The following is a 23,888-nucleotide window of genomic DNA, read 5'->3' as shown; positions in this document are numbered from 1 at the left end:
CTTAAAGAAGCGTAAACCCGCGATCATGAGGAGACACCGGTTCAGGTAAGAAAGTGGAACCGGTAAGATACCGCTCAACTGCGGCAGCTGTTGCACGCCCCTCAGCGATAGCCCACACCACCAGAGACTGTCCGCGCCCAGCGTCACCACAAGAAAACACGCCAGGAACATTCGTCATATAGTTCTCATCTCGTGCAACATTTGACCGTTTGTCATAGCACGCACCAATTTGTTCTTCTAAAGTTCGAGAATCTTGCCCCGTAAAACCTAACGCCAAAAACACGACATCAGCAGGGATAACATGTTCGGTACCCGGTTCAGGGACACGACGACCATCAGATAGGTACTGCGTCTTAGCAACTTTAAGACCTGTCAAAGCACCATTCTCACCAACGAACTCCACGGTTGACGCTAAATAGCGAAGCTCTCCACCCTCCTCATGAGAAGAAGACACCTCAAATACTTTTGGAAACATCGGCCATGGTTCACTATCAGAGCGTTCAAGCGGTGGCTGTTCACCAATCGCAAGAGTCGTAATAGATGCTGCTCCTTGGCGTACAGCCGTACCGATACAGTCAGATCCAGTGTCTCCACCGCCCAAAACAATCACGTTCTTACCGGTAACGTCAATGCTCAGTGAAGAGCTCTCCCCTGAGACAAAACGATTCGTGTCCTTGAGATAATCCATTGCCGGATAAATACCAGATAACTCAGCGCCCGGAATATCCAGTAAACGAGGAGCTGTTGCCCCTGTCGCAACAATAACAGCGTCATATCGTCGTCGTAACTCATCCCACGTAATATCAGTACCAATATTAATGCCGGGACGGAAACGAGTGCCTTCTTCTTCCATCACTGCAAGACGACGCTCCACCACAGATTTCTCTAATTTAAAATCAGGGATACCATAGCGCAACAAACCACCAATTTTAGAGTCACGTTCAAAAACAGCAACCGTAAAACCAGCCTGCGTTAATTGTTGAGCAGCCGCTAACCCAGCTGGCCCAGATCCCACCACAGCAACCGTCTTATCTAACATACGTGCAGGAAGAATAGGCTCAATCAGGTTCTCAGCAAACCCAGCTTCACCAATAGAATACTCAGCTTGTTTAATAGTGACCGCCGGCTGATTAATACCTAGCACACAAGAAGACTCACACGGAGCTGGGCACACGCGTCCCGTAAATTCCGGAAAATTGTTTGTTGCGTGCATACGCTCCACCGCTTCACGGGTACGACCACGCCACACCAAATCGTTCCACTCAGGAATAAGATTCCCCAAAGGACACCCAGCGTGACAAAACGGCACACCACAATCCATGCAACGCGATGTCTGTTGACGGATAACAGCCTCATTTGGGCGAACCTGCACCTCACGGTAATCCATAATACGCACAGGCACAGGCCGTTTCGGTCGGTCTTGACGAGTTGTTACTTCTAGAAAACCACGAGGATTAGCCACGGGTTACCTCCAAAATCTTCTTCCACACAGCCATCGAGTTAGGGTCTTCACCTTGAGCTTGAGCGTCCTGACGAACACTCAAAACTGCCGCATAATCACGCGGCACAACCTTCGTGATACGCCCCATAGTGGCTTCTTCATCTGCTAAAAGCTGTTGGCCCAGATATGACCCAGTGTGTTGTACGTGCTCTTCTAAAAGTTGGCGAACCTCTGAACAATCTGTTTCAGATAAAGCAGAAAACAATAGTTCACCCTGCTCACGAGAATCTTTATTCACATTCTTCATGTTGAGATCTAGTACATATGCATAACCGCCACTCATACCAGCACCAAAGTTACGTCCTGTCTCACCCAAAATCAGGGTTCTGCCACCTGTCATATATTCACAACCGTGGTCGCCGATTCCTTCAACAACAGCAGTAGCACCAGAATTACGCACTAAGAAACGTTCACCTACAACACCGCGGATAAACAGTTCACCGCTGGTAGCTCCATAACCGATAACGTTCCCTGCCACAACATTTTCATGAGCGATAAGAGGAGCGTTCTCATCTGGGCGGATAATAATTCGTCCACCAGATAAGCCTTTACCGGCGTAATCGTTGGTGTCACCAACTAGTCGAATAGTCATTCCTTGAGGAATAAACGCACCCAAAGACTGACCAGCATGTCCTTTCAGATGAAGATCAATCGTATCTGGTTCTAATAAGTCAGTACCAAACGTTTTCGTCACATAATGTCCTAGCATTGTGCCGATAGAACGATCAGTATTCACCACATCACGAGTGATTTGAGTCTTCTGACGGTGCTCAAAAGTGGCAGAAGCCGCACGAATAAAATGGTGATCGATATGAGCATCCAGTTCATGGTCTTGTTCACGGCTATGACGCACTCCCCGACCCGCGTACTCTTCAAACGTTGAACGCAGAATAGGCGATAAGTCTAAACCGTCAGCTTTCCAATGTTCGATAGCAGCAGAAGTATCCAAAAGTTCTGCACGCCCAATAGCCTCGTCAAGGCTTCTCAACCCCAGCTGCGCTAAATATTCACGAACTTCTTCAGCAATAAATTTAAAGAAGTTCATAACATGCTCAGCTTTACCGGTGTACCGTTCGCGAAGCGTCGGGTTCTGTGTCGCAACCCCCACTGGGCAGGTATCCAAATGGCATTTACGCATCATAATGCAGCCCTCCACCACGAGTGGAGCTGTTGCAAAACCGAACTCTTCTGCACCCAATAGAGCAGCAATCATCACGTCACGACCGGTTTTTAGTTGCCCGTCAGCTTGCACAACCACGCGGTCACGTAAACCGTTAATCATCAAAGTCTGTTGAGCCTCAGCAAGACCTAACTCCCATGGTGCTCCAGCATGTTTCAAGGAGTTCAAAGGAGCAGCACCAGTACCACCATCGTGACCAGAAATAAGCACGACATCGGCTTTAGCTTTCGTTGCACCGGCAGCAACCGTTCCAACACCCACCTCAGACACCAACTTGACATGAATACGAGCCTGCGGGTTGGCACGTTTGAGGTCATAAATCAGCTGTGCCAAATCCTCAATAGAATAAATATCATGATGAGGAGGTGGCGAAATCAAGGTCACCCCAGCTGTCGCGTGACGGGTCTTCGCCACCCACGGGTACACTTTCTGACTCATGAGCTGCCCACCTTCACCAGGTTTAGCGCCTTGAGCCATCTTAATCTGAATATCTTGGGCGTGTGTTAGGTATAAAGACGTCACACCAAAACGACCAGAAGCAACCTGCTTAATAGCTGAACACCGTTGCGGGTCAAGAAGCCGTTCAACATCTTCACCGCCCTCACCAGTATTCGACTTTGCACCCAAAGCATTCATCGCAATAGCCAAAGTCTCATGAGCCTCCTGAGAGATAGACCCATACGACATCGCACCCGTCGAAAAACGCTTCACAATAGAGCTCACCGGCTCTACCTCAGAAATATCAATCGGAGGGCGATCCTGCTTCAAAGACAATAACCCACGTATTGTCATCAGCTCTTTAGACTGATCATTTACACGTTCTGTATAAGACTTGAAAATATCGTAGCGCCCCGTTTTGGTTGCATGCTGCAAACGGAAAACAGTCTCAGGGTTAAACAGGTGGGAGGCACCATCACGACGCCAATCATATTCACCACCAGTTTCTAACGTACGGTGTGGAACAGCTACCCCATCTTGAGGATAGGCACGGTCATGACGGGCTTTCACCTCAGCAGCAATAACATCAAGACCCACACCATCCATCTGCGAATGAGTACCTGGAAAATACTCGCTCACAAGACGCTCAGACAAACCCAACGCTTCAAAAGTCTGAGCACCACAATACGAAGACACCGTAGAAATACCCATCTTCGACATAATCTTCTGCAGACCTTTACCCAAAGCCTTAATCAAGTTCTTAACAGCTTCGTCCTCAGAAACTGACTCAATCTCACCATCTCGAACCAGCTGTTCCACCGACTCCATGGCAAGATACGGGTTCACCGCTGAAGCACCATAACCAACCAAAGTAGCAATATGATGCACTTCGCGAACATCACCAGCTTCAACCACAAAAGACGCCTTCGTACGAGTTGCAGAACGCAAAAGGTGATGATGAACCGCCGCCGTCAACAACAACGACGGAATAGGCGCCCACTGCGCATTAGAATGACGATCAGAAAGAATAATATGCTCCACACCGCGATTAACAGCGGCAGACACCTTTTCACAAATTTCACTCAGCCGAGCACGTAAAGCGTCTTCTCCCCCAGCAGGGTTATAAAGACCCCGAACTTTCAGGGCAATACCCATACCATCCTCATCAGTGAGGTGAGCAATCTTTTCCAACTCATCATTATTGATAACGGGAAAATCTAAACCAATATGACGAGTATGTACACGCCCATTACGAAGAATATTCCCATTAGGACCCACCGACGTCTTCAAGGACGTAACAAGCTCTTCACGAATAGAGTCAAGAGGAGGATTCGTTACCTGAGCAAAAGACTGCACAAAATAGTCAAAAAGTAATCGTGAACGTGACGAAAGAACCGCAATAGGAGTATCCGTTCCCATCGCGTAAATAGGCTCTGCACCATGTTGTGCCATGGGGGCAAGAATCTTTTTAAGTTCTTCAGTAGTGTATCCAAAAGTCTGTTGGCGCAGAGTCATCGATGAACGAGGGTAACGAATATGTTCACGTTCAGGTAAATCGGCAAGATTGATAATGGACTCTGACGCCCATTTTTTCCATGGGTGACTATTCGCTACGCTCTTTTTAACTTCTTCATCTGAGATGATACGTTGTTGTTCTGTATCGACGAAGAACATCTTTCCTGGGCTAACTCGACCTTTCTGAACGATATTCTTCTCGTCAATATCGATAACGCCTACTTCAGATGCAAGAACAACAAGACCTTCATCAGTCACCCAGTAGCGTGCTGGTCGTAACCCGTTACGGTCAAGGACAGAACCAACCCGTGTACCATCAGTAAAAGCTACTGCTGCTGGGCCGTCCCATGGTTCCATTAACGTTGAATGATATTGGTAGAAGGCTCGGAGGTCTTCGTCCATATCCTCGTGTTTTTCCCATGCCTCAGGAATCATCATCATCATCACTTGTGGCGCGCTACGCCCAGAGAGCAACAGCAGTTCTGCAACCTCGTCAAAAGACTGAGAATCTGAAGCACCCGCCGAACAGATGGGAAATAATTCTTCGGGGTTTCGTCCTAACAATGGTGATTTGAGCTGTGATTGGCGCGCTCGCATCCAGTTACGGTTACCTTTGACGGTATTGATTTCGCCGTTATGTGCGATGGTTCTAAAGGGTTGCGCTAACGGCCATGAGGGAAAGGTGTTCGTTGAGAATCGTGAGTGGACGATAGCAAGTTTTGTCTGAAATCTGGGGTCTGAGAGGTCAGGATAAAAGGGTTCTAGTTGTGCGGTGGTTAGCATTCCTTTGTACACGATGGTTCGTGTAGAGAAGGACGGAAAATATACTCCGAGCTTGTGCTGTGCGCGTTTACGTAGACGAAAAGCTTTTTGGTCTAGTTGTTGTTGTGCGGATGTTGTGTCGAGGTCGATGATAGGGATATGTCCGGTGAAGGGTGCGGCAACGGCGTCGTGTTCTTCGGGTTCTGCTTCGGCGATGAACATCTGTACAAAGTGAGGCATGACGGCGCGTGCTGATTTTCCGACAAGTTCTGGGTTGGTGGGCACGTCTCGCCAGCCGAGGACTTTGAGTCCTTCTGCGTGGGCGATGTCTTCTAGTGATTGTTTGTATTCGCTGATGTTTTCTTCGTCAGCGGGGAGGAACGCTGTTCCAGCTGCGTATTTTCCGGTTTCTGGTAGGCAGAAGTCTAGTACGGCGCGGAAGAATGTGTCGGGCAGTTGTAGGAGGATTCCTGCGCCGTCGCCGGTGCCTTCGTCTGCTCCGACGGCTCCTCGGTGTTCGAGCCGACGCAGTGCGGTGAGTGCGTGGTCAACGATATCGTGGCTGGCTTGACCGTTGATCGTTGCAACCATCGCTAGTCCGCAGGCGTCTTTTTCGTTGTCGGGGTGGTATAGCCCTTGCGCTTGAGGTATTGCGGCAAATGTTTGGAAGGGTGACGGTGGTGTGGTGGAGTTGTGTTTGCTCTGTGTTGGGGTGTGTGATGTTGGGTTTTTCAAAGGCCTTTTCCTCTCCACGGCGGGTCGTTCACATGCGTTAGGGTACGTGTGTGAGCGAGGTTTCGGTGGTGGTACGGCACAAAGTTTGATATATCCGCATCGTGTATGCGCATAGGCTCTAACTCTTGGGTGTGGGATAAGAGTTAAAGGTCTTTGAGCCGCGCCATTGCAGCGATGGGGTATGTTCCGTTTACTGATAGGCAATAGGTGTTATCAGTGGTGGATTTGTTGTGGTGCAGTTGATTCCTGTGTGTGGTGGAGTCAATGTTGTTACGTTTTCACGTTCACCGGTAGAAGACGCTAGTTTTTTGGGTGTGTTCTATCTATCTTCTGGTAGTTATTGTGCCTTGTTTTGTTTCAAAAGGGGTAATTCTTCGCGTTAATGCACCAGATAGTGAGACGGCTTAGTATCTGATAGTTAAATAGTTGGATGTCTCGGATATTTTTATTTTTAGCGACAAGACGTACACAGTGAAATAAAGGCGTCTCAAAATTGTATGATTTTGTGGAGCTTAATTGTTCTTAGCTTCCTCCGCGGAGCATGTATCACATGAAAAGTTTGTAGCTAAAAGGTTATTGAGATGTTAAACAGCAGGCTTGGTCTGACGCATGGTGTTCTATGGGTTGTTTCATCTCTATGGGCTATAGCTCTGAGCGTCACAACAGTATTCTTTGTGATTGACCAAGACCGTTATGGAATTCCAGAGGGAATATCATCTTCGTTCTCTCTTGTAGAAACACCTCACGACATCACTGAACAGGACTTGATACAACAGCTCACAGAACAAGCTCAGATTGAGCACGTCAATATCTATAAAACTGTTCCATCAGCACAGTTCGATAAGCTATCCACCACCTATTATCTTTTCTCTGGTCAGCCAGATACTGTTATCGGAAATATTGATCAAGAATATTTTCCAAGTTTTAGCAAACTTTATACGCCAAAACTATTACCCGGAGATTCTCTTCAACGAGACCACTTTCTTGGAACGTACTTTGTGCAAGGCGATGTTCGCAGTGCACAGAATATTTTTACTCATCTCCAAAATTTAGGTTCAAACGGTCAAGTTCAACAACTTCAACCAGCTGAATTTTCTTGGGCTTTTTCTCTCATTTTTAGCACTTGGGCTGCTGGTATTGTAGTGCTCTCTTGTACTCTCATCCTCATGATGGTTCAGATGTACAGCCTCCGACTATCAATACAAGCTATTCGACGTACCGTCGGAGAAAACCCACGACGTGTTGTTTTTCAAGAATATCTGGTATTAGGGTTTCCTCTTCTGATTCCAACTCTCATAAGTTTCTTAGCGTTATCTGGTTATAGCTTCTTTGTTGCTAACGGGTACCGTTTACAAACAATTTTCTGGGTCAGTTTGCAAATTTTGGCGATATTACTCTGTCTATGGGTATGTTCATGTGCCACGGTCTATGTAGCAACCCGACAGTATTCTTTAGGAGCTCTTACCAAGGGGAAGAAGCCTCTCCGCTTGCTAGCAACTCTATCTCTTTCTCTTGTTATCACAGGTTCGTACTGCACAATAGCTAGCCTCGATGCAACGGTTCATCATTTTTCTACCTATACAAAAGAAGAACGTGCCAATAGTGTTCGAGCACATGGCAAAGACCTCGTTCAACCATTATTTAGTTATCTGACTCTTACACGAGTTGGAGAAGAAAAGATGCAGCAGATACAAAAAATCTATGATGATTTTGAAAAGCAAAACCACGTATTTCTTTCCTCTCCACTGCAATTTGGAGAGCAGGAAGATAACAGCAATTTCCTCTTGGTTAATCTTCCCTATCTTCGATATTTTTCGTCTCTCTCACAGGAGCTGGTCGATACCATTGCCAACGACATTTCTTCGTCAGATAATGTTGTTTTAGTTATTCCACAGGATTTAGAGCATCAATCTGAAAATATTAAACATCAGATTGAAGGTTGGGTATCTTTCCAAGAAGAAACTGCTCGTCATCACCACACCATAAAAGTATTACAGTATTCAATACCAGATACAGGAATACTGCCTCTTTTAGGTAAAGCGCCTACTGACATAACCTATCGGGAAAATCCTGTCCTCGTTGTCAGTCAATTCTCGTCAAAGACAATACCTGTCATAAACCTTGGCACAGCAGACCTTACGTATAGTTATAAGCCGTTCAAAGCAGCTATAGAGAACCATCATTTATCAGATTTTGTTATTGCTTATAGGTCAGTACAAGAAGAAGCTCAGCTCGAACATGCTAATCGTCAGGCAACGTTAGTTATGTCTGTAGCCGGCGCTGTTTTATCATTATTATCTCTCGCCGTAGGAAGCACTCTTCTTGCTATCACTTACTACGCTCGTCATACGACAGCTCTCTTCCTTCATAAAACGACAGGCGCTACATGGTTAGAAAGACACGGAAACTTTTTATATCAGCTCATTTTTGCCTCGACAATACCGATCAGCATGTTTGTTGCCCTCTATGGTAAAAATTCAGGAGTTTCTTTCGCTCTTGGACTAGGCATCTTTTTTGTTGTCTGTACATCCAGCATGTTGATGCTCAGAGCTTTAGAGAAAAATATCACTCAACATGCTTTAGAAATATCGTAAGGGGTATAGAAAATATGGCTATTTTCCCTCTCTTAACAGTTCAAGACCTCTCCTTTTCCTTTCCCGGTCGAACGTTATGGAACGACCTCTCATTTACAGCAAGGTCTCAAGAATATGTTGTTATCACAGGAGAGAGCGGTTCAGGGAAAACTACTCTTTTACAGTGCCTTGGAAGTCTCGAGAAACCCACATCTGGAAGAATCTTCTACAACGACGTTGAGGTATCTGCTCTCAAAGGAAAAGAACAACGAAGCTTTCTTCGCAACCATGTAAGTTTTGTATTCCAAAATTCAGGTTTAGTCCCCTCATGGAACGTCAGAAAAAACCTTGAGTTCGGAGGTTTTAAAGTTGAGGAGCATCAAGAACAAGTCTATCGTGCCTGTGAACGTTTCGGGCTCAACACGCAGCTCTTAGATACTCCTGCCTATCAGCTAAGCGGTGGTGAGCAACAACGTATCGGGATTATACGAGCAGCAGTCCGCGAGACTCCTTTAATCCTTCTTGACGAACCAACAGCAGCATTAGACGATTACCACGCGCAATGTGTTCTCGACTTTCTTCAAGAACATTGCCGTAACGGAGGGATTGCTATTGTCGTGACCCATGATTATCGGGTCATTGAACAGACCAATAGCAGAGTACACCTCACCGCATCATAAAACTTCTATACCTTAAAAGACGATGTCTTGCCCACAACATATATTGTGGGCAAGACATCGTCTGGTTTTCTTCCAAAACAATATTACGGAGCTACAAGTTTAGGCCCCTTGAGCCGCGTCTATAAGAGCACGCTGACGAGCCCGCATCTTAGCAACAATCAAACCGCATAGACCAAGAACAATCAGCAAGCCAGCAGTCCACACATGAACACGAAGACCCAACACATAATGAGGAGTATCAATACGCCAGAATATCTCGATGATGATACGTCCCACACCGTAGTACAACACATAGAGCCAAAAAGTCTGACCTAAAACAAGCACCGACTTACGACCTAAATACAATAAGAGCATGACACCGCAAAGATTCCATAACGATTCGTATAGGAAAGTTGGGTGAAAGAGCGTACCGGCAGGGTATTGGTGCGGAAAATTTGGAGAATGAGAAGAAATTTCTAAGCCCCACGGCAAAGTAGTCGGTTTGCCGAACAGCTCCTGATTGAACCAGTTACCCCAACGTCCGCAGGCCTGAGCTAAAAGAATACCGGGGGCAACAGCGTCAGCAAAGAGCGCAAAAGAAATACCATAACGACGACAAGCAATCCAAGCACCTAGAGAGCCTAAAGAAATAGCACCCATAATGCCGATTCCGCCCTCCCATATCTTAAAGACGTTGAGAGGATCAACACCTGCACCAAAATAACTTGCAGGGTCAGTAATGAGCACGTGGTAAGCTCGAGCGCCCACAATGCCGAAGGGGAAAGACCATAACGCAATATCCCAGATACGTTCAGGATCTTGCCCCCATGACTTCCAACGGTAGGCTGTAAGTTTCAAGCACAAGAAAATACCCACCAAAATGCATAAAGCATAAAAGTGAATGGTTAGACCGCCTACATGAAAGCTGTTAATGGATGGGGACGGAATAGAAGCCTCTAACACCGTATTATTCATCGTTCTTACCTGCTAACTGACGCGTCAAAACTGCGACTCCTTCAACGCCATCAGATTCTAGAGCTTTCACAAGAGCAGTCCCCACAATCACACCATCAGCATATTGCCCGATTTCTTCAACGTGTTCACGGCGAGAAACACCCAAACCAACACAAACTGCTGGAGCGTCCGCTTCACGTAAATGCTGCACCAGTTCAGAAGCAGCATTGTTCACGGACTGGCGCATACCCGTCACACCCATGACCGATACCGCGTATACGAAGCCACTAGAAGCACGAGAAATCATCGCTAAACGCTCGTCAGAAGAAGAAATAGCAGCTAAGAAAATACGATCTAACTGATACTTTTCGGAGGCCTCAAACCATGCGGAGGCTTCGTCAGGGACGAGATCTGGTGTAATGATTCCAGCCCCTCCGGCTGCTGAAAGATCACGAGCGAACTCATCGACGCCATAACTTAACACGGGGTTCCAATAGGTCATTACAACGACAACAGCAGAGGTGGCCTCAGTAATTTCGCGTACGGCACGAAACACATCTTTTAGACGGAATCCGTTCTCTATGGCGTGTGCTGTTGCCTTTTGAATAACAGGGCCGTCCATCACTGGATCAGAATAAGGGACACCTAGTTCAATAATGTCTGCACCGTTACGTCCTAATGCAATAGCAGCCTGAACGGATTCGTCAACGGTGGGGTAGCCTACCGGTAAGTAACCGATGAGGGCAGCACGTCCTTGTTCACGGCATTCTTCAAGGCGTCGTTTCAACGCCGACCCAGCTGGAGCCGGCGGAAAAGAATTATGACGTACAGAATACCGAACGCCTTCTGATAGATAATCACGATACGTCATTAGTTGTTCTCGCTCTCTACGCTCTGAGCTTCATGCATAGCTTCTTTATTTCCAGTGACTAAAGATGATGAAGGGATGGCTTTACCTAGGCCGAACCATTCTAGGGCTGTTCCCATGTCTTTATCGCCACGACCTGAAAGACATACCACCATCACTTTGTCGGAAGCAGTTTCAGGGTCGTTGGCAGCCCATTCGCGTGCAACGCGCAAAGCGCCAGCGAGCGCATGGGCAGATTCGATAGCAGGAATGATACCTTCGGTACGGCATAGTAGCTGTAATGCATCCATGGCTTCGGTGTCGGTAACGGGCTGGTAGCTGACTCTGCCGATGTCGTTGAGGTAGGAGTGTTCGGGGCCAACCCCGGGGTAGTCGAGTCCAGCAGAAATTGAGTGGGATTCGATGATTTGTCCGTCTTCATTTTGCATCAGGTATGTTATCGCGCCGTGAAGCATACCAGGTTTTCCGAGGTTGATGGTTGCTGCGTGACGGTCTGTTTCTATGCCGTCACCGCCTGCTTCAAAGCCATAGATTTTGACATCGGGGTCGTCAAGGAAAGCGTGGAACATTCCAATAGCGTTAGAGCCTCCTCCAACGCATGCTGCTATACCGTCGGGAAGTTTTCCGGTGGCTTCGAGGATTTGTTCTCGGGCTTCGGTGCCGATGGCGTCGTGGAAGAAACGCACCATGGCGGGGAAAGGGTGCGCTCCTGCTGCTGTTCCTAGGAGGTAATGGGTGTTGTCGACGTTTGCTACCCAGTCGCGTAGTGCTTCGTTGATGGCGTCTTTGAGGGTTCGTGAACCGTTTTGAACGGCGATAACTTGTGCCCCAAGAAGTTGCATGCGTGCCACGTTGAGGGATTGACGTTCGGTGTCTTCTTCGCCCATGTAGATGACGCATTCCATGCCGAATAATGCGGCGGCTGTTGCTGTTGCTACGCCGTGTTGCCCGGCTCCTGTTTCTGCGATGAGACGGGTTTTGCCCATGCGTCGTGCAAGGAGTGCTTGGCCAATAACGTTGTTAATCTTGTGTGAACCGGTGTGGTTGAGGTCTTCTCGTTTGAGGAAGAAACGTACCCCGTTGGCGTGTTCTGAGAAGTGTGGTACTTCGGTCAGTAGTGATGGGCGGTTGGAGTATTCGTGGCTGAGGCGTTGGAATTCTGCCATAAATGCTGGATCATTTTTTGCAGATTCGAAGGTTTCTTCTAGCTCGGTCATTGCCATCATTAAAGATTCGGGCATCCATTGACCACCGTATTGACCGAAGTAAGGGCCGGGGGCATTTTTGAGGGAAGAAGAGTTCCCTTTCAAAAAGTTATCTGCGAGTTGGTTTGTCACCGTTATGCCTCGTTTTCTGTTATAGAGCTGTTGAGTGAGTTGGGTCTTAGGCGTTTTGTTGTTGGAGGTATTGTGTGCGTCCGGTGTATCCGGCTTGTTTGAATTCTCGGACAGTGTTTTCGGGTTCTCCGGAACGAACGAGTGCTTCTCCAACGAGGACGGCTTGTGCCCCGTGTAGTGAGTAGTCTGTGACGTCTTGAGCTGTGGAGACACCGGATTCTGCGATGATGACAGCGTCTTGAGGAAGTAGTTGGGCTAGTTCTGCAAAGTGTGCGTTGTTAACGTCCAAAGTTTTGAGGTTGCGTACGTTAACGCCAATGATGTGGGCGCCTAGTGTTTTGGCGCGCTCAATTTCTTCTGGTGTGTGCGTTTCAATGAGTGCTCTCATCCCTAGTTTATGGGTGAGTTCTAGAAATTCTTTGAGTGTTTGGTCATCCAGTGCTGCGACAATGAGGAGGATGAGGTCAGCGCCGTAGGCTCGTGCTTCCCAAATCTGGTATTCGTCGATGATGAAGTCTTTGCGCAGTATGGGGATGTTGACGTGTTCGCGTACTGTTTTGAGGTCGTTGAGTGTCCCTTTGAATCGTCGTTGTTCGGTAAGAACGGAGATGACGCTGGCTCCCCCGCGTTCATAGGCTTGTGCGAGGGCGGCGGGGTCGTGTATTTCTCCGAGTTCGCCCTTGGACGGGGAGGCTCTTTTAACTTCTGCGATAACGCTAAAGGTATTGGCGTTCTGAGTTCTTAGGTAGTTGAGTACTTCGAGTGCAGGTTTTTGGTTCTGGGCTTGGCGTTGTATTTCTTCAAGGGGGGTGTTGTTGATGCGTTCGGTGAGGTCTTCACGTACACCTGTGATGATGTTTTCTAGGACTGTTGCCATGCCAGTGTTCCTTCATCAGAAAATAGTTGTTGGTTGGTGATAATAATTCCTATGAAATAAGCGTCCCGCCGAGGGCGAGACGCTTATATAAGAGGTCATATACGGAATTTTTAGTGTCCGGTGTATTTAGTCTTTGCCCCACCTTGGCCGTAGCCTGCAGCTTTAAGAGCCCAACCGACGAATGCGCCGAGGACCATCACGCCAAGGCCGAGCCAGAAAAAGAAGGGACGGCCAAAATCAAAGCCTAGTGCGGAGATGAGTGCACCAAGAATCATCACAGAGAACATGCCCCATGAAGCAACGGTGTTTCCGTGGTTTGGGTATGGAATCTCTGGTGAAAGCACGACCTGCTCTTTAGCCATTGTTTCTCCTTGTATGTGTGTATTCCTCTAGGTGAAGGAAATAAATCTATTGATGATTCTAGTCGATAGCGTCATGAACAGCTCAGATTTATGCGCTATGTTGCGTGGTTTTACTCGCCGGCTCTTAGCTTCTTGCGGTGGGATCGACCCCTGCGCTGAGAGAATCCCAAGTATCGATGTCGTCTATTTCATCGTCTATGCGGTGGGTTGTTCTGTCGTATTTTCTTTTCTTGGGCCAGTGCGTCACCGCTAGGAACATGTATATTCCTAGAATGATGATGAGTATGGCACCACAAAATGATGCCCACGGCCAGAAGGTAATGGTGTAGTCTGCTGAGACTTGTGACAGTCCAGTAGCTTTTCCTACGGGCGTTGTTGAAGCTGAAACGGGGTTTGTTAATACCGATATGACGGATGCGCACATTCCGACTCCGGTCAGCGATAGTAGTAGGGCGACGATACGCGCAATTCGTGTAGAGGCTAAACGAATGACGAGCATGCCTGCTAAAGCTACGAGGGAGAGGGAACTTACGGCGGGGGCTGCCTCTGAACCGGCAACATGCAAGGTGGAGTCAAGGAGTGAGGTGTTAACTCGAACGTCAATCCAGCTAGGTAGTGTTGAGCCAAATGTTATTGCTGCACATAAGAGGGTCAGGAACGTTGTTTTAGGGGCGTTTAGACGAGTGTAGAAAGATGTCGGCATCAGTAATCACTCAGTTTTCTAGCTCTGTTGGGTGCTGTTGAGTGCCAGTGGAGAGTCTTTTGATACCAGCAGCTAACGCTACAGCACGTAAAGGTGCTGCTGCTTTGTGACAGGTTTCTTGTTCTTCAGATGATGGGTCAGAATCTAAGACAAGACCTGCTCCTGCTTGTATATAGGCGTGTGTGCCTTTGAGTAAAGCGGTGCGAATAGCAATGGCCATGTCCATGTTGCCAGCAAAATCAAAATATCCGCACACTCCCCCATACATTCCACGGCTTTGAGGTTCGTATTGGTCAATCAGTTGCATAGCACGTGGTTTAGGTGCACCTGAAAGTGTTCCGGCGGGGAAGGTCGCGCGAAGAACATCATAGGCGTCGTAATCTTCACCTTTTTGTGCAGTGACGGTAGAGGAGATATGCATAATGTGGCTGAAACGTTCAATTTCCATGAACTGCTCTACAGCTACAGAGCCAGGCACCGCGATACGTGATAAGTCGTTGCGGGCTAAATCAACAAGCATGAGGTGTTCTGAGCGTTCTTTATCATCTGCAAGGAGTTCTTCACTGAGTTTGAGGTCTTCTTCGCGGGTAGCACCACGCGGACGTGAACCGGCGATGGGGTGTGTGGACACAACACCGTCTTTGAGAGTTACTAGCGCTTCTGGTGATGAACCAACAATATGGAAGGGTTGCCCTTCGGTGTCTTCAAAGTTGAATAGGTACATGTAAGCAGAGGGGTTAGATTGGCGTAACATCCGGTAGACGTCTAGTGGTTCTGCGTGGTTCTCGATGGTGAATCGACGTGAAAGAACGAGTTGGAATACATCACCGTCGATAATGTTTTGGCGGGATTGTTCTACGACGTTGAGGAATTCTTTCTCTGTCATAGAACATTGAGCTTGGGCAAGCGCATGTTCAACGTTATTGGTGCCGTGTAGTTCAGATACGGTTGAACGTTCTAAAGGTTGTGAAAGTTTATCAAGCATACAGTGGACGCGTTCGACAGCGTCTTCGTAGGCTTGTTCAACGTTATCGTCGGTACCGTTGAAGTTAATGGCGTTGGCAATCAGGGTTACGGTACCGTCAGTGTTATCGTGTATTGCCATGTCTGAGACAAGGTTAAGCGCGAATTCCGGTAGCTGGATATCGTCCTGTGGCTGATGTGGAAGATTTTCCCAGTGTCGTACGACGTCCCACCCAAGATAGCCGACCAGTCCGCTGGTGAGTGGGGGAAGATGGTCAAAACGTTCGGTGTGTAATGTTTTGAGAGTTTTTTGGATGGCCTCGACAGGATCGCCGTCAGTGGGTGCACCAACCGGTGTTTCTCCTTGCCAAAAGACTTTTCCTGCAGAGGTGGTTAAAGTTGCGCGAGAGTGTGCACCAATAAATGAGTAGCGTGACCATTGAGCATTTTCTGCTGCTGATTCAAGTAAGAATGTTCCAGCTTGTGCTGTCCCGTCACGTAGCACCAAAGCACGGTAAAGTCCGATAGGAGTCAGCGAATCTGCCAAAATTTTGGTGTAGACGGGGATGACACGACGAGTCTTCGCTAATGTTTGAAATTGTTCAAAGCTGGGGGAAATAATGCCCATATCTTGCATATGCGGTGAAGTCCTCTGCATTGGTATCTAGCTGGAAGATGGTGTATCGCTATTGTAAGTCTTTTGAAGGTCTTAGCAGAACCCTTCAACATAGCTTATTATTGTGTGGCAGGTGTTGGCAGGACGGTTGCAGGAAGTTCTCCCCCTGTTAAAAAACAGGTCCGTTGTCCTGTATGGCAGGCTGCTTCTATCTGGTCAACTTGTAGAAGCAGAGCATCTTTATCGCAGTCTACTGATACTGACTTAACATATTGGTAATGTCCTGAAGTATCGCCTTTACGCCAGTATTCTTGGCGAGAACGAGACCAGAACGTGACCCGTCCTTCGTTCAGTGTCCGTCGTAAAGCTTCTTGGTCCATCCACCCCAACATCAGCACTTCGCCAGTATCGTACTGTTGAATAATTGCGGCGATGAGGCCTTGCTCGTTATAACTTAAGTGAGCGATACGTTCTTCACGTAAAGATTTTTCAGATGAGGATGCGCTATTCATCGTTCGGTTGTCCTATTCTTAGTTTTTAGCGGACGTCATATCCGGCGTCTCGAATAGCATCTTTAACTTCAGCGATGCTCACCTCACCAAAATGGAAGATGGACGCCGCAAGAACCGCGTTTGCCCCAGCTTCAATGGCGGGCGGGAAATGTTCCGGTGCTCCAGCCCCTCCAGAAGCAATCAGTGGAAGCTTTGTGATAGCTCGAACGGCTTGAATCATCGGGAGGTCAAAACCTGTTTTTGTTCCGTCAGCGTCAATAGAGTTCAATAAGATTTCTCCAACACCGCGTTTCTCGGCTTCGGCAATCCACTCTAGCGCATCAATTCCGGTACTTTTTTTACCGCCATGAGTAGTAATTTCGTACCCTGAAGGAGTGTTTTCGGATCGTTTAGCATCCACTGATAAGACAAGCACCTGAGAACCAAAACGTTCTGTGATGTCGTTAATGAGTTGAGGGTTTTTGATAGCTGCAGTGTTGATAGATGCTTTATCTGCACCGGTGCGTAGAAGTTTGTCCACGTCATCGACGCTACGTACTCCCCCACCAACGGTTAAGGGAATAAACACAGTTTCTGCTGTTTTTTGGACGACTTCAAAAGTTGTTTCTCGGTTAGCAGTTGAGGCGGTAACGTCTAAGAACGTGAGCTCGTCAGCACCAGCTTGGTTATATTGAGCTCCTAGTTCGACGGGGTCTCCAGCATCGCGTAGCCCCTCAAAGTTAACCCCTTTAACCACTCGTCCTTGATCGACATCAAGGCATGGAATCACTCGGATAGCAACGCCCATAGATTATTTAGTCCTTTACCTTGTTCTGTTACCTACTATGACGTGTTGGTGCTTCCCGTCAAAGAAAGCACCTCGATGTTGTAGGGCTCTTTAAAGACGTGCAGCCTGTACCGGAGAGACGAGAATAGCACGCGCACCAATATCGTATAACTGGTCCATAATGTTGTTGGTTTCTTGACGTAACACCATAGAGCGCACAGCAACCCATCCTTCTCTTTCAAGAGGAGAAATCGTCGGTGCTTCTAAACCTGGTGTGAGTGCAGACGCTTGTGGCAGTAAGGCTTCAGGAATGTCGTAGTCAACGAGAGCGTATTGACGTGCGATGAGCACTCCGCGAAGGCGACTAATGAGCCGTTCAAGACCGTGTGTATCTTCAACTTCTTTGCGTCGAATCAGGAGAGCTTCACTGTGCATGAGTGGTTCGCCAAACGGTTCAAGCCCCGCAGCTCTCATAGTGTTTCCTGTTTCAACAACATCGGCGATAGCGTCAGCTACACCTAAACGAATTGAAGATTCAATAGCCCCGTCCAACCGTGTCACACTGGCTTCAACACCTTGTTCTTGTAGATATTGGCGGACGAGTTGGGCGTAGGATGTTGCGATACGTTTGCCGTTAAGCTCTTGAATATTTTGGAATTGGCCTTGTGGCCCAGCAAAACGGAACGTTGATTTTGCAAAGTCAAGGGCAAGACTCTCAACCGCTGGTGCTTGAGAGTCTTGTAGTAGGTCACGTCCAGTAATACCGACGTCAAGGGTCCCTTTACCAACGTACACTGCAATGTCTCGAGGTCGTAGGTAGAAAAATTCGATGTGATGTTCTTGGTCAACGATGACGAGTTCTCTACTGTCACGACGTTGCAGGTAGCCGGCTTCTTTGAGCATACGGCTCGCCGCTTCAGATAAAGATCCTTTGTTGGGTACAGCTACACGTAACATGGAACATCCTTCATGAATGAGTTTAGAGGTATTTATAAATATCTTCGGGTGTGAGGCCTTTAGCAATCATCATCACTTGAAGGTGGTATATCAACTGAGATGCTTCTTCTGCAAATTCTTCATCGCTTTGATATTCGGCAGCCATCCACACTTCGGCAGCTTCTTCAACAATTTTTTTGCCAATACCATGTACGCCACGGTCTAGTTCTTCAACGGTTTTAGAGCCTTCGGGGCGGGTGCGAGCTTTTTCGGTGAGTTCAGCAAAGAGAGATTCAAAGTTTTTCACCTTTTCCACTCTAAGGCAGTTTGTCTCAGAAGATGTGCACCCTCGTCTGCAGAATAGCATGATGACCATTACTCTTTTATTCACATCAGAAGTAAGTGCTTCCTTAGATTAACATCCCTTCTTTAAGATATGAGGGCGGTAGCTTCACCTTCGCAAGGTGAAGCTACCGCCCTCAAGGACTCCACGAGAGTGTTGCTAGTGAGTCCTTGACTTTATGTGTGAATCCTATCGACGGTTGGGTCGGGGAATTGTGTTTCCAACGCAACCTGAGCTGCTTCACGGTTGCGAGCGCGCCACCAGACGAAGAATCCCACGAGAGTGAACCCACCGTAAAAGACATACATGAGTGCTGTTGCGTAGTATCCGGCAGACCAGAGAAGTGGAACACCGACGATGTCTACAGCTACCCAGATGAGCCAGAATTCAACCCATCCTTTGGCCATGCCGTAGGTGGCAAGGAGGGAGCCTGTGAAAATCCATGCGTCAGACCAGACTGGTTCGTATGAGCCTAGTGCCCTAAAGATAGGGGTTAGGACTGCTGTTCCTGCCAGCATGCCGACGATGAGAAAAATGCGTTCTTTTGCTGTTGCCCATGTAGGGATGACAGCAGAAGAGCCGTTGTCTTTTGAGGTTTTCCACCGGTACCATCCCCAGACAGAGACAATGATAAACATGACTTGTCGTCCGGCTTGTCCTAGCATGTTGATAGTGTTGATGGAGCCGAAGAATGTTCCAAGGAATACGGTAAAGAGGAGGAGATTACCCGCTATTCCAACCGGCCATGCCCAGACTTTACGGCGCATACCGCCCAATGCTGAGGCTAGACCAAAAATGTTACCGAGGACTTCGCGCACCAAAAGCGTTTGATCGCCAATGTGAAGTTGTGCGTCGAAGAGCCACCGCAGAAAATCCATGTTTTTCCCTTTCGCGGAGGCTCCGGGAAGAACAAAGCGGGGTTTATCTCGTGTCGAATACGCCCTTGATGTGATGGGGCGTATTTACATAGAGTTCTTGTAGAGGCACTTTGGATATAGGAGTGTCTCTACGCCGTTTTGCTCGTGCTACCTTCCATCCAGACTGTACTGTCGGTATTGGAATTTCACCAATCAGGCTTATCGCAAAGAGTAATCTTTGAGGTAAGTTAGCGGACTATCACCGCCGGTTCGGATTTTCACCGGGTCCCGGAGCACGATGTTGTTATTGCGCTTTTGATTATTGCACAGTTTCGCTAGGGAAAACACCCACAACTCACACGATGTTAGATATTTGTTATCTGCCGTCATGTTCGTTTATGTATCGTCATTTTGGTGTTGTGCACACCAATCTTCAATGGCGATTTGTACGGCTTGGTAGTTAATGCGGGCCCGTAATGCGTCCTCTCTGAAGCCGTGTTGTTGAAAAACATCAAGTGCTGTTTTTGCGTGAACAACAGCAACGTGAGGAGCTCCAGTGCTATATTCTGCGATAGCTAGCCCTTCGTAGCAGCTGCCGACTTCCCAGTATGATTGGTGTCGTTCAAAGATTTCGAGGGCTTCCGTGTAGAGCAGCTTTGAGGCGTCATAGTCTCCACTCAGTTTTTCAAGGAAAGCAAGCTGCATCAAAGCGACAGCTTGGGTGTATTCCACCTCTTCACGTGGCACTTGGTAATATAACCCGATTGCTCGATGAAAATGACGTCTCGCTTGGTCAAGTTCTTGACGATGTGCCAGCATGTTAGCCAGAGTATGCGCGTTACGTCCGGCTTCTTCAAAGTATTTGATGTTTTCAAACTCGTCAATGACCTGCTGGTAGCATTGTTCGGCTTGTTCTGTTTGTTCACAGCCTAGGTAGATTAGCGCGAGGCTTTGCCGTTGAGAGGCGACTTTTTCTTGACGGCCGAGTGATTCAAAGAGGTTAATAGCTTTTTGCGCGAAGGGAAGAGCAAATTCATACATGTTGTTGTTGCCGTAGGCGGCAGCTAAGGCTGAACAACAGGTTGCTTCACCTTCTTTGTCAGATAGTTGAATGAAGGCGTTCAAGGCATTTTCGAAGCAGAGAGTTGCTCTTGGGTAGTCTTGTATGCGGAAGAATTTTTGTCCGTTATGGTATTTTTCCCAGGCGTAACCTAAAGGGGTATGTGCTGCTCGTCGTGCGCCGCGTTTTCCCATTGGAGAACTCCTGCCTCTGTTGTCATCTCTGAGCTGGTTCCTAGCACCCTTAAGAAATAAGGATACCCATATTTTATGGTTAGGATAACCTATTTTCAAGATGCGAGGGGTGTCAACGTCCTTTGACACCCCCTCTTACCTCTAAGATGCGCGAGAACAAAAGCCTTACAGCAACATCAGAGCGAACATGAACTATACGCTACGAGCACGCTCTCTCAGAGCACTAATAGCCGCAGAAAGATCCTCTGCCCCAAAGACAGAAGAACCCGCAACAAAAGTATCAGCACCAGCTTCTGCTGCGCGCACAATAGTTTCTTCAGTAATGCCACCATCAACCTGTAAACGCAGTTGTGCGCCAGAGCCAGCAATCGCTTCTGCCGCTCGACGAATTTTAGGGAGCGTAACATCTAAGAATGCTTGCCCACCAAAACCAGGTTCAACCGTCATAATCAGCAACATATCGAGCTCGCTCAACATATCCAGATACGGTTCGACTGCGGTAGCCGGACGTAACGCCATACCCGCTTGTGCCCCTTCAGCGTGCAAAGAGCGAGCCAAACGGATAGGCGCTTGAGCGGCTTCAGCGTGGAAAGTAACAGATTCACAACCCATCTGTGCGTATTCTGGCGCCCACCGATCAGCGTCTTCAATCATGAGGTGTACATCAAATGGCAGTGGCGACACCTCACGCAAACGCTTCACCACAGCAGGACCCCAGCTAAGGTTCGGAACAAAATGATTATCCATCACATCAACGTGAACAGCGTCTGCTGAGCTAATACGCTGTAAGTCACGTTCAAAGTTCGCAAAATCTGCACTCAAAATAGAGGGGTGAATATGACAGTCCATGGTTCTTTCTTCCGTTCCAAAAGCTCTGAGCGTTCTCTGAAAAACACCTTCAACACTACTCTATCCCACACCAGCGAGAAGCATTTTTCCGAAACTCCTGTAGCTCATCGAAGCAATGCACAAACTCGGTGTCTTCTCCCACCACAAAAGATTTTCCAGCACCTTCAGGAATAGCGCCGAGCACGGGGCACCCTAAACGCACCAAAAAGTCAAGGTTACTTCGATGTATCTCTGTTGGAGATGACGGCATAGCCCCAATCAAAACCCCCGCCACGTTAAGCGAACGAATACGAAGATACTCATAGGTCAAAAGTGTGTGGTTAAGAGTTCCCAGCCCAATACGTGCCACAATCACGGCACAAGAATCATGAACATTTTCAGCTATCAAGGACATTAAATCAGCTTGATGCCCCCACCCTCTCAAATTCACGGCAGTGCCAATATCAACACTTACTCCCCCAGAACCCTCAACAATCACCACATCATAGCTATCTCGCAGTTGATGAATTGTTTTTGCGTAATCTTCTAGAGAAGGTAAAGTGCAACCATTTTTTTCTGCTGCCGCCACAGGAGCCATCGCATCAGGTAGACGCACCCCCTCATAGGAATCAGCGCCACTAAGATACGCTGCTAGTTGAGCGTCTGCCGGCATATTGGGTTGAACCCCCGTTTGAGCAGGCTTATAGACTGCTACAGTTTTATCGTGAGCAATGAGCGCAGCCGCGCAAGCTGCTGTAGCGATAGTCTTACCAACATCTGTATCAGTACCCACAATATGCACGACAGAACACTCATACCAAGGTTGGTGTCGTTCATCATTCACATGTTCTAGTAGCTCAAACATTATTCTTACTCTCCGTGCACCTCTGCAACAGATTCAACAAGTGCACGACCAATATGTTGTATCTCTTCTTCCGTAGCAATATAGGGTGGCATTGTGTAGACCAAATTACGGAAAGGTCGTACCCACACGCCTCTCCGAAGAGCTGCCTGTGTAAGCTCAAAAATACGAACATCCTCATAGAGTTCAATAACTCCAATACCTCCAAGAACTCTCACATCACGCACAGACGTTAAAGATTGTGCAGGCTCTAAAGAATCTTTCAAAGCCCGCTCTAAACGGGGTACGCTCTGTTCCCAGCGCGACAGCGGGTACCCGTCAAGAGCGCCGGTTAATAAATCCAAGGAAGTACACGAAGCGGCACTTGCTAACGGGTTGCCCATAAAGGTTGGCCCATGTAAAAGGGCACGATGTTCAGAATCACTAATTGTTGAAGCGACGTTAGTGCTCACGAGCACTGCTGCTTGAGTCAGGTACCCTCCGGTGAGTGCTTTGCCGACGGTCATAACATCGGGAACAATGTCGCTCCATTCGGTAGCGAAAAATTTTCCAGTGCGTCCAAAACCTGTTGCAATCTCATCAAAAATAAGAAGGAGCTCATAACGGTCGGCAAGCTCACGCAAAGTATTCAACGTATGGGGGTGGTAAAAGTGCATGCCACCTGCCCCTTGAACAATAGGTTCAACCACAATAGCTGCTAAAGAATCATGTTCTTTGGCGATGATAGTTTCCGTCGTTTTCTGCCAATGATGCTGAGCTTGTTCGTTGACGGACCATTGTTGCTGCGCGTTATCGTAAGTTGCGCTAGGAGGTCGTGGCGCAAAGAGCTGTTCTGGGATAAACCCTCTGAACTCACTGTGCATACCTCCAATAGGGTCGCATACGCTCATTGCACCAATAGTGTCCCCGTGGTATCCGCCTTCTAGAGCAAGAAAACGGTTTTTGGTGGGGCGTCCTAACGCACGCTGATATTGCACAGCAAGTTTGAGCGTCACTTCTACCGAGACAGACCCTGAGTCAGCTAAGAACACGTGGTTGAGTTCCCCTGGTGCAAGACGAACAAGACGTTCTGCAAGATTGATTGCAGGCTCGTGTGTTAACCCACCAAACATCACATGAGAAAATTTTTCTGTTTGCTCTCTCAACGCTTGATTTAATGCGGGGTGAGAATACCCGTGAACTTGACACCACCATGAGCTCATTGCGTCAAGAACGGTATAGGTAGCCCCGTCTTCGTCTTGTAGTTGCAGTTGAGTACCTTGGGCAGATAACACTCCGTAGAGAGGTTTAGTCTCTAACGGGGCGTAAGGGTGCCAAAGCATTCCACGATCGCGATGAGCCAGAATATTTTTCAGGTTATGGGGATTGTTCTCGGCATCAGAAGTATTATTGAACACTGTTCAATTCTGCCTTGATAGCACACCCAAAACAAGCACGACAACCGAAAAGATACCCAAGATACCCCTGAGAGAACCCTGCCAGCTTAA

General features: G+C 47.8%; 20 protein-coding genes and 1 riboswitch. Of the genes, 2 read left to right on the top strand and 18 right to left on the bottom strand.

The window, feature by feature from the left end; genetic code table 11:
- Position 1: 1 nt before the first annotated feature.
- Together ACN08Z_RS02860 and gltB are read right to left on the bottom strand one after the other, a co-directional pair.
- Positions 2-1,462: a glutamate synthase subunit beta gene (locus ACN08Z_RS02860; protein ID WP_419103093.1), complete on the bottom strand. Its 1,461-nt coding sequence runs from the start codon at positions 1,460-1,462 to the stop codon at positions 2-4.
- Complete coding sequence (gltB, locus tag ACN08Z_RS02855) at positions 1,455-6,131, bottom strand: glutamate synthase large subunit (protein ID WP_419103092.1); 4,677 nt, start codon at positions 6,129-6,131, stop codon at positions 1,455-1,457. Before gltB ends, ACN08Z_RS02860 begins: the two co-directional genes overlap by 8 nt.
- Positions 6,132-6,712: 581 nt before the next feature.
- Here gltB and ACN08Z_RS02850 point away from each other — a divergent pair.
- Positions 6,713-8,725 carry a hypothetical protein gene (locus ACN08Z_RS02850; protein ID WP_419103091.1) on the top strand — a complete coding sequence of 671 codons (2,013 nt, stop codon included), beginning with the start codon at positions 6,713-6,715 and terminating at the stop codon, positions 8,723-8,725.
- 14 nt (positions 8,726-8,739) lie between these two features.
- Positions 8,740-9,384 (top strand): ABC transporter ATP-binding protein, encoded by a 645-nt coding sequence (locus ACN08Z_RS02845; protein WP_419103090.1) that lies wholly within the window; start codon positions 8,740-8,742, stop codon positions 9,382-9,384.
- A 99-nt stretch (positions 9,385-9,483) separates the two neighbouring features.
- Here the strand turns inward: ACN08Z_RS02845 and lgt are convergent, their stop codons facing one another.
- The 16 genes from lgt to bioA form a co-directional block, all read right to left on the bottom strand.
- Positions 9,484-10,338, bottom strand: coding sequence for a prolipoprotein diacylglyceryl transferase (lgt, locus tag ACN08Z_RS02840; protein ID WP_419103089.1), 855 nt, complete (start codon positions 10,336-10,338; stop codon positions 9,484-9,486).
- Positions 10,331-11,188 carry a tryptophan synthase subunit alpha gene (gene trpA, locus ACN08Z_RS02835; RefSeq protein ID WP_419103088.1) on the bottom strand — a complete coding sequence of 286 codons (858 nt, stop codon included), beginning with the start codon at positions 11,186-11,188 and terminating at the stop codon, positions 10,331-10,333. The genes lgt and trpA overlap by 8 nt, the downstream gene beginning before the upstream one ends.
- A complete protein-coding gene (gene trpB / locus ACN08Z_RS02830; RefSeq protein ID WP_419103087.1) occupies positions 11,188-12,522 on the bottom strand; it encodes a tryptophan synthase subunit beta in 1,335 nt (444 codons plus the stop codon). The genes trpA and trpB overlap by 1 nt, the downstream gene beginning before the upstream one ends.
- Positions 12,523-12,568: 46 nt before the next feature.
- The gene (gene trpC, locus ACN08Z_RS02825) at positions 12,569-13,399 is read right to left on the bottom strand and encodes an indole-3-glycerol phosphate synthase TrpC (RefSeq protein ID WP_419103086.1); all 831 of its coding nucleotides are present in this window, start codon (positions 13,397-13,399) and stop codon (positions 12,569-12,571) included.
- 110 nt (positions 13,400-13,509) lie between these two features.
- Positions 13,510-13,761, bottom strand: a complete 252-nt coding sequence (locus ACN08Z_RS02820) for an HGxxPAAW family protein (protein WP_419103085.1) — start codon at positions 13,759-13,761, stop codon at positions 13,510-13,512.
- Between the two features lie 124 nt (positions 13,762-13,885).
- Positions 13,886-14,464 (bottom strand): Trp biosynthesis-associated membrane protein, encoded by a 579-nt coding sequence (locus tag ACN08Z_RS02815; protein WP_419103084.1) that lies wholly within the window; start codon positions 14,462-14,464, stop codon positions 13,886-13,888.
- A gap of 10 nt (positions 14,465-14,474) precedes the next feature.
- Positions 14,475-16,064 carry an anthranilate synthase component I gene (locus tag ACN08Z_RS02810; RefSeq protein ID WP_419103098.1) on the bottom strand — a complete coding sequence of 530 codons (1,590 nt, stop codon included), beginning with the start codon at positions 16,062-16,064 and terminating at the stop codon, positions 14,475-14,477.
- Positions 16,065-16,162: 98 nt separating this feature from the next.
- The gene (gene hisI, locus ACN08Z_RS02805; RefSeq protein WP_419103083.1) at positions 16,163-16,555 is read right to left on the bottom strand and encodes a phosphoribosyl-AMP cyclohydrolase; all 393 of its coding nucleotides are present in this window, start codon (positions 16,553-16,555) and stop codon (positions 16,163-16,165) included.
- 25 nt (positions 16,556-16,580) lie between these two features.
- On the bottom strand, positions 16,581-17,342 hold the full coding sequence (gene hisF / locus ACN08Z_RS02800; protein ID WP_419103082.1) for an imidazole glycerol phosphate synthase subunit HisF: 762 nt from the start codon (positions 17,340-17,342) through the stop codon (positions 16,581-16,583).
- Between the two features lie 90 nt (positions 17,343-17,432).
- Positions 17,433-18,278 (bottom strand): ATP phosphoribosyltransferase, encoded by an 846-nt coding sequence (gene hisG / locus ACN08Z_RS02795; RefSeq protein WP_419103081.1) that lies wholly within the window; start codon positions 18,276-18,278, stop codon positions 17,433-17,435.
- 22 nt (positions 18,279-18,300) lie between these two features.
- Complete coding sequence (locus tag ACN08Z_RS02790) at positions 18,301-18,564, bottom strand: phosphoribosyl-ATP diphosphatase (protein WP_419103080.1); 264 nt, start codon at positions 18,562-18,564, stop codon at positions 18,301-18,303.
- Between the two features lie 212 nt (positions 18,565-18,776).
- Entirely contained in the window at positions 18,777-19,478 is a 702-nt protein-coding gene (gene pnuC, locus ACN08Z_RS02785) for a nicotinamide riboside transporter PnuC (RefSeq protein WP_419103079.1), read from the bottom strand.
- A gap of 141 nt (positions 19,479-19,619) precedes the next feature.
- A riboswitch (FMN riboswitch) is annotated at positions 19,620-19,757 on the bottom strand.
- Between the two features lie 96 nt (positions 19,758-19,853).
- Entirely contained in the window at positions 19,854-20,711 is an 858-nt protein-coding gene (locus tag ACN08Z_RS02780) for a hypothetical protein (protein WP_419103078.1), read from the bottom strand.
- A 192-nt stretch (positions 20,712-20,903) separates the two neighbouring features.
- Entirely contained in the window at positions 20,904-21,560 is a 657-nt protein-coding gene (gene rpe / locus ACN08Z_RS02775; RefSeq protein ID WP_419103077.1) for a ribulose-phosphate 3-epimerase, read from the bottom strand.
- 55 nt (positions 21,561-21,615) lie between these two features.
- A complete protein-coding gene (gene bioD / locus ACN08Z_RS02770) occupies positions 21,616-22,404 on the bottom strand; it encodes a dethiobiotin synthase (protein WP_419103076.1) in 789 nt (262 codons plus the stop codon).
- Positions 22,405-22,409: 5 nt separating this feature from the next.
- Positions 22,410-23,798, bottom strand: a complete 1,389-nt coding sequence (gene bioA, locus ACN08Z_RS02765; RefSeq protein WP_419103075.1) for an adenosylmethionine--8-amino-7-oxononanoate transaminase — start codon at positions 23,796-23,798, stop codon at positions 22,410-22,412.
- Between the last annotated feature and the right edge of the window lie 90 nt (positions 23,799-23,888).

The sequence above is a fragment of the Rothia sp. P7181 genome (assembly GCF_048513015.1).
Taxonomy (GTDB): Bacteria; Actinomycetota; Actinomycetes; order Actinomycetales; family Micrococcaceae; genus Rothia.
The sequence above is the reverse complement of the archived record's forward strand: the minus strand, read 5'-3'. Positions and strand labels throughout refer to the sequence as shown.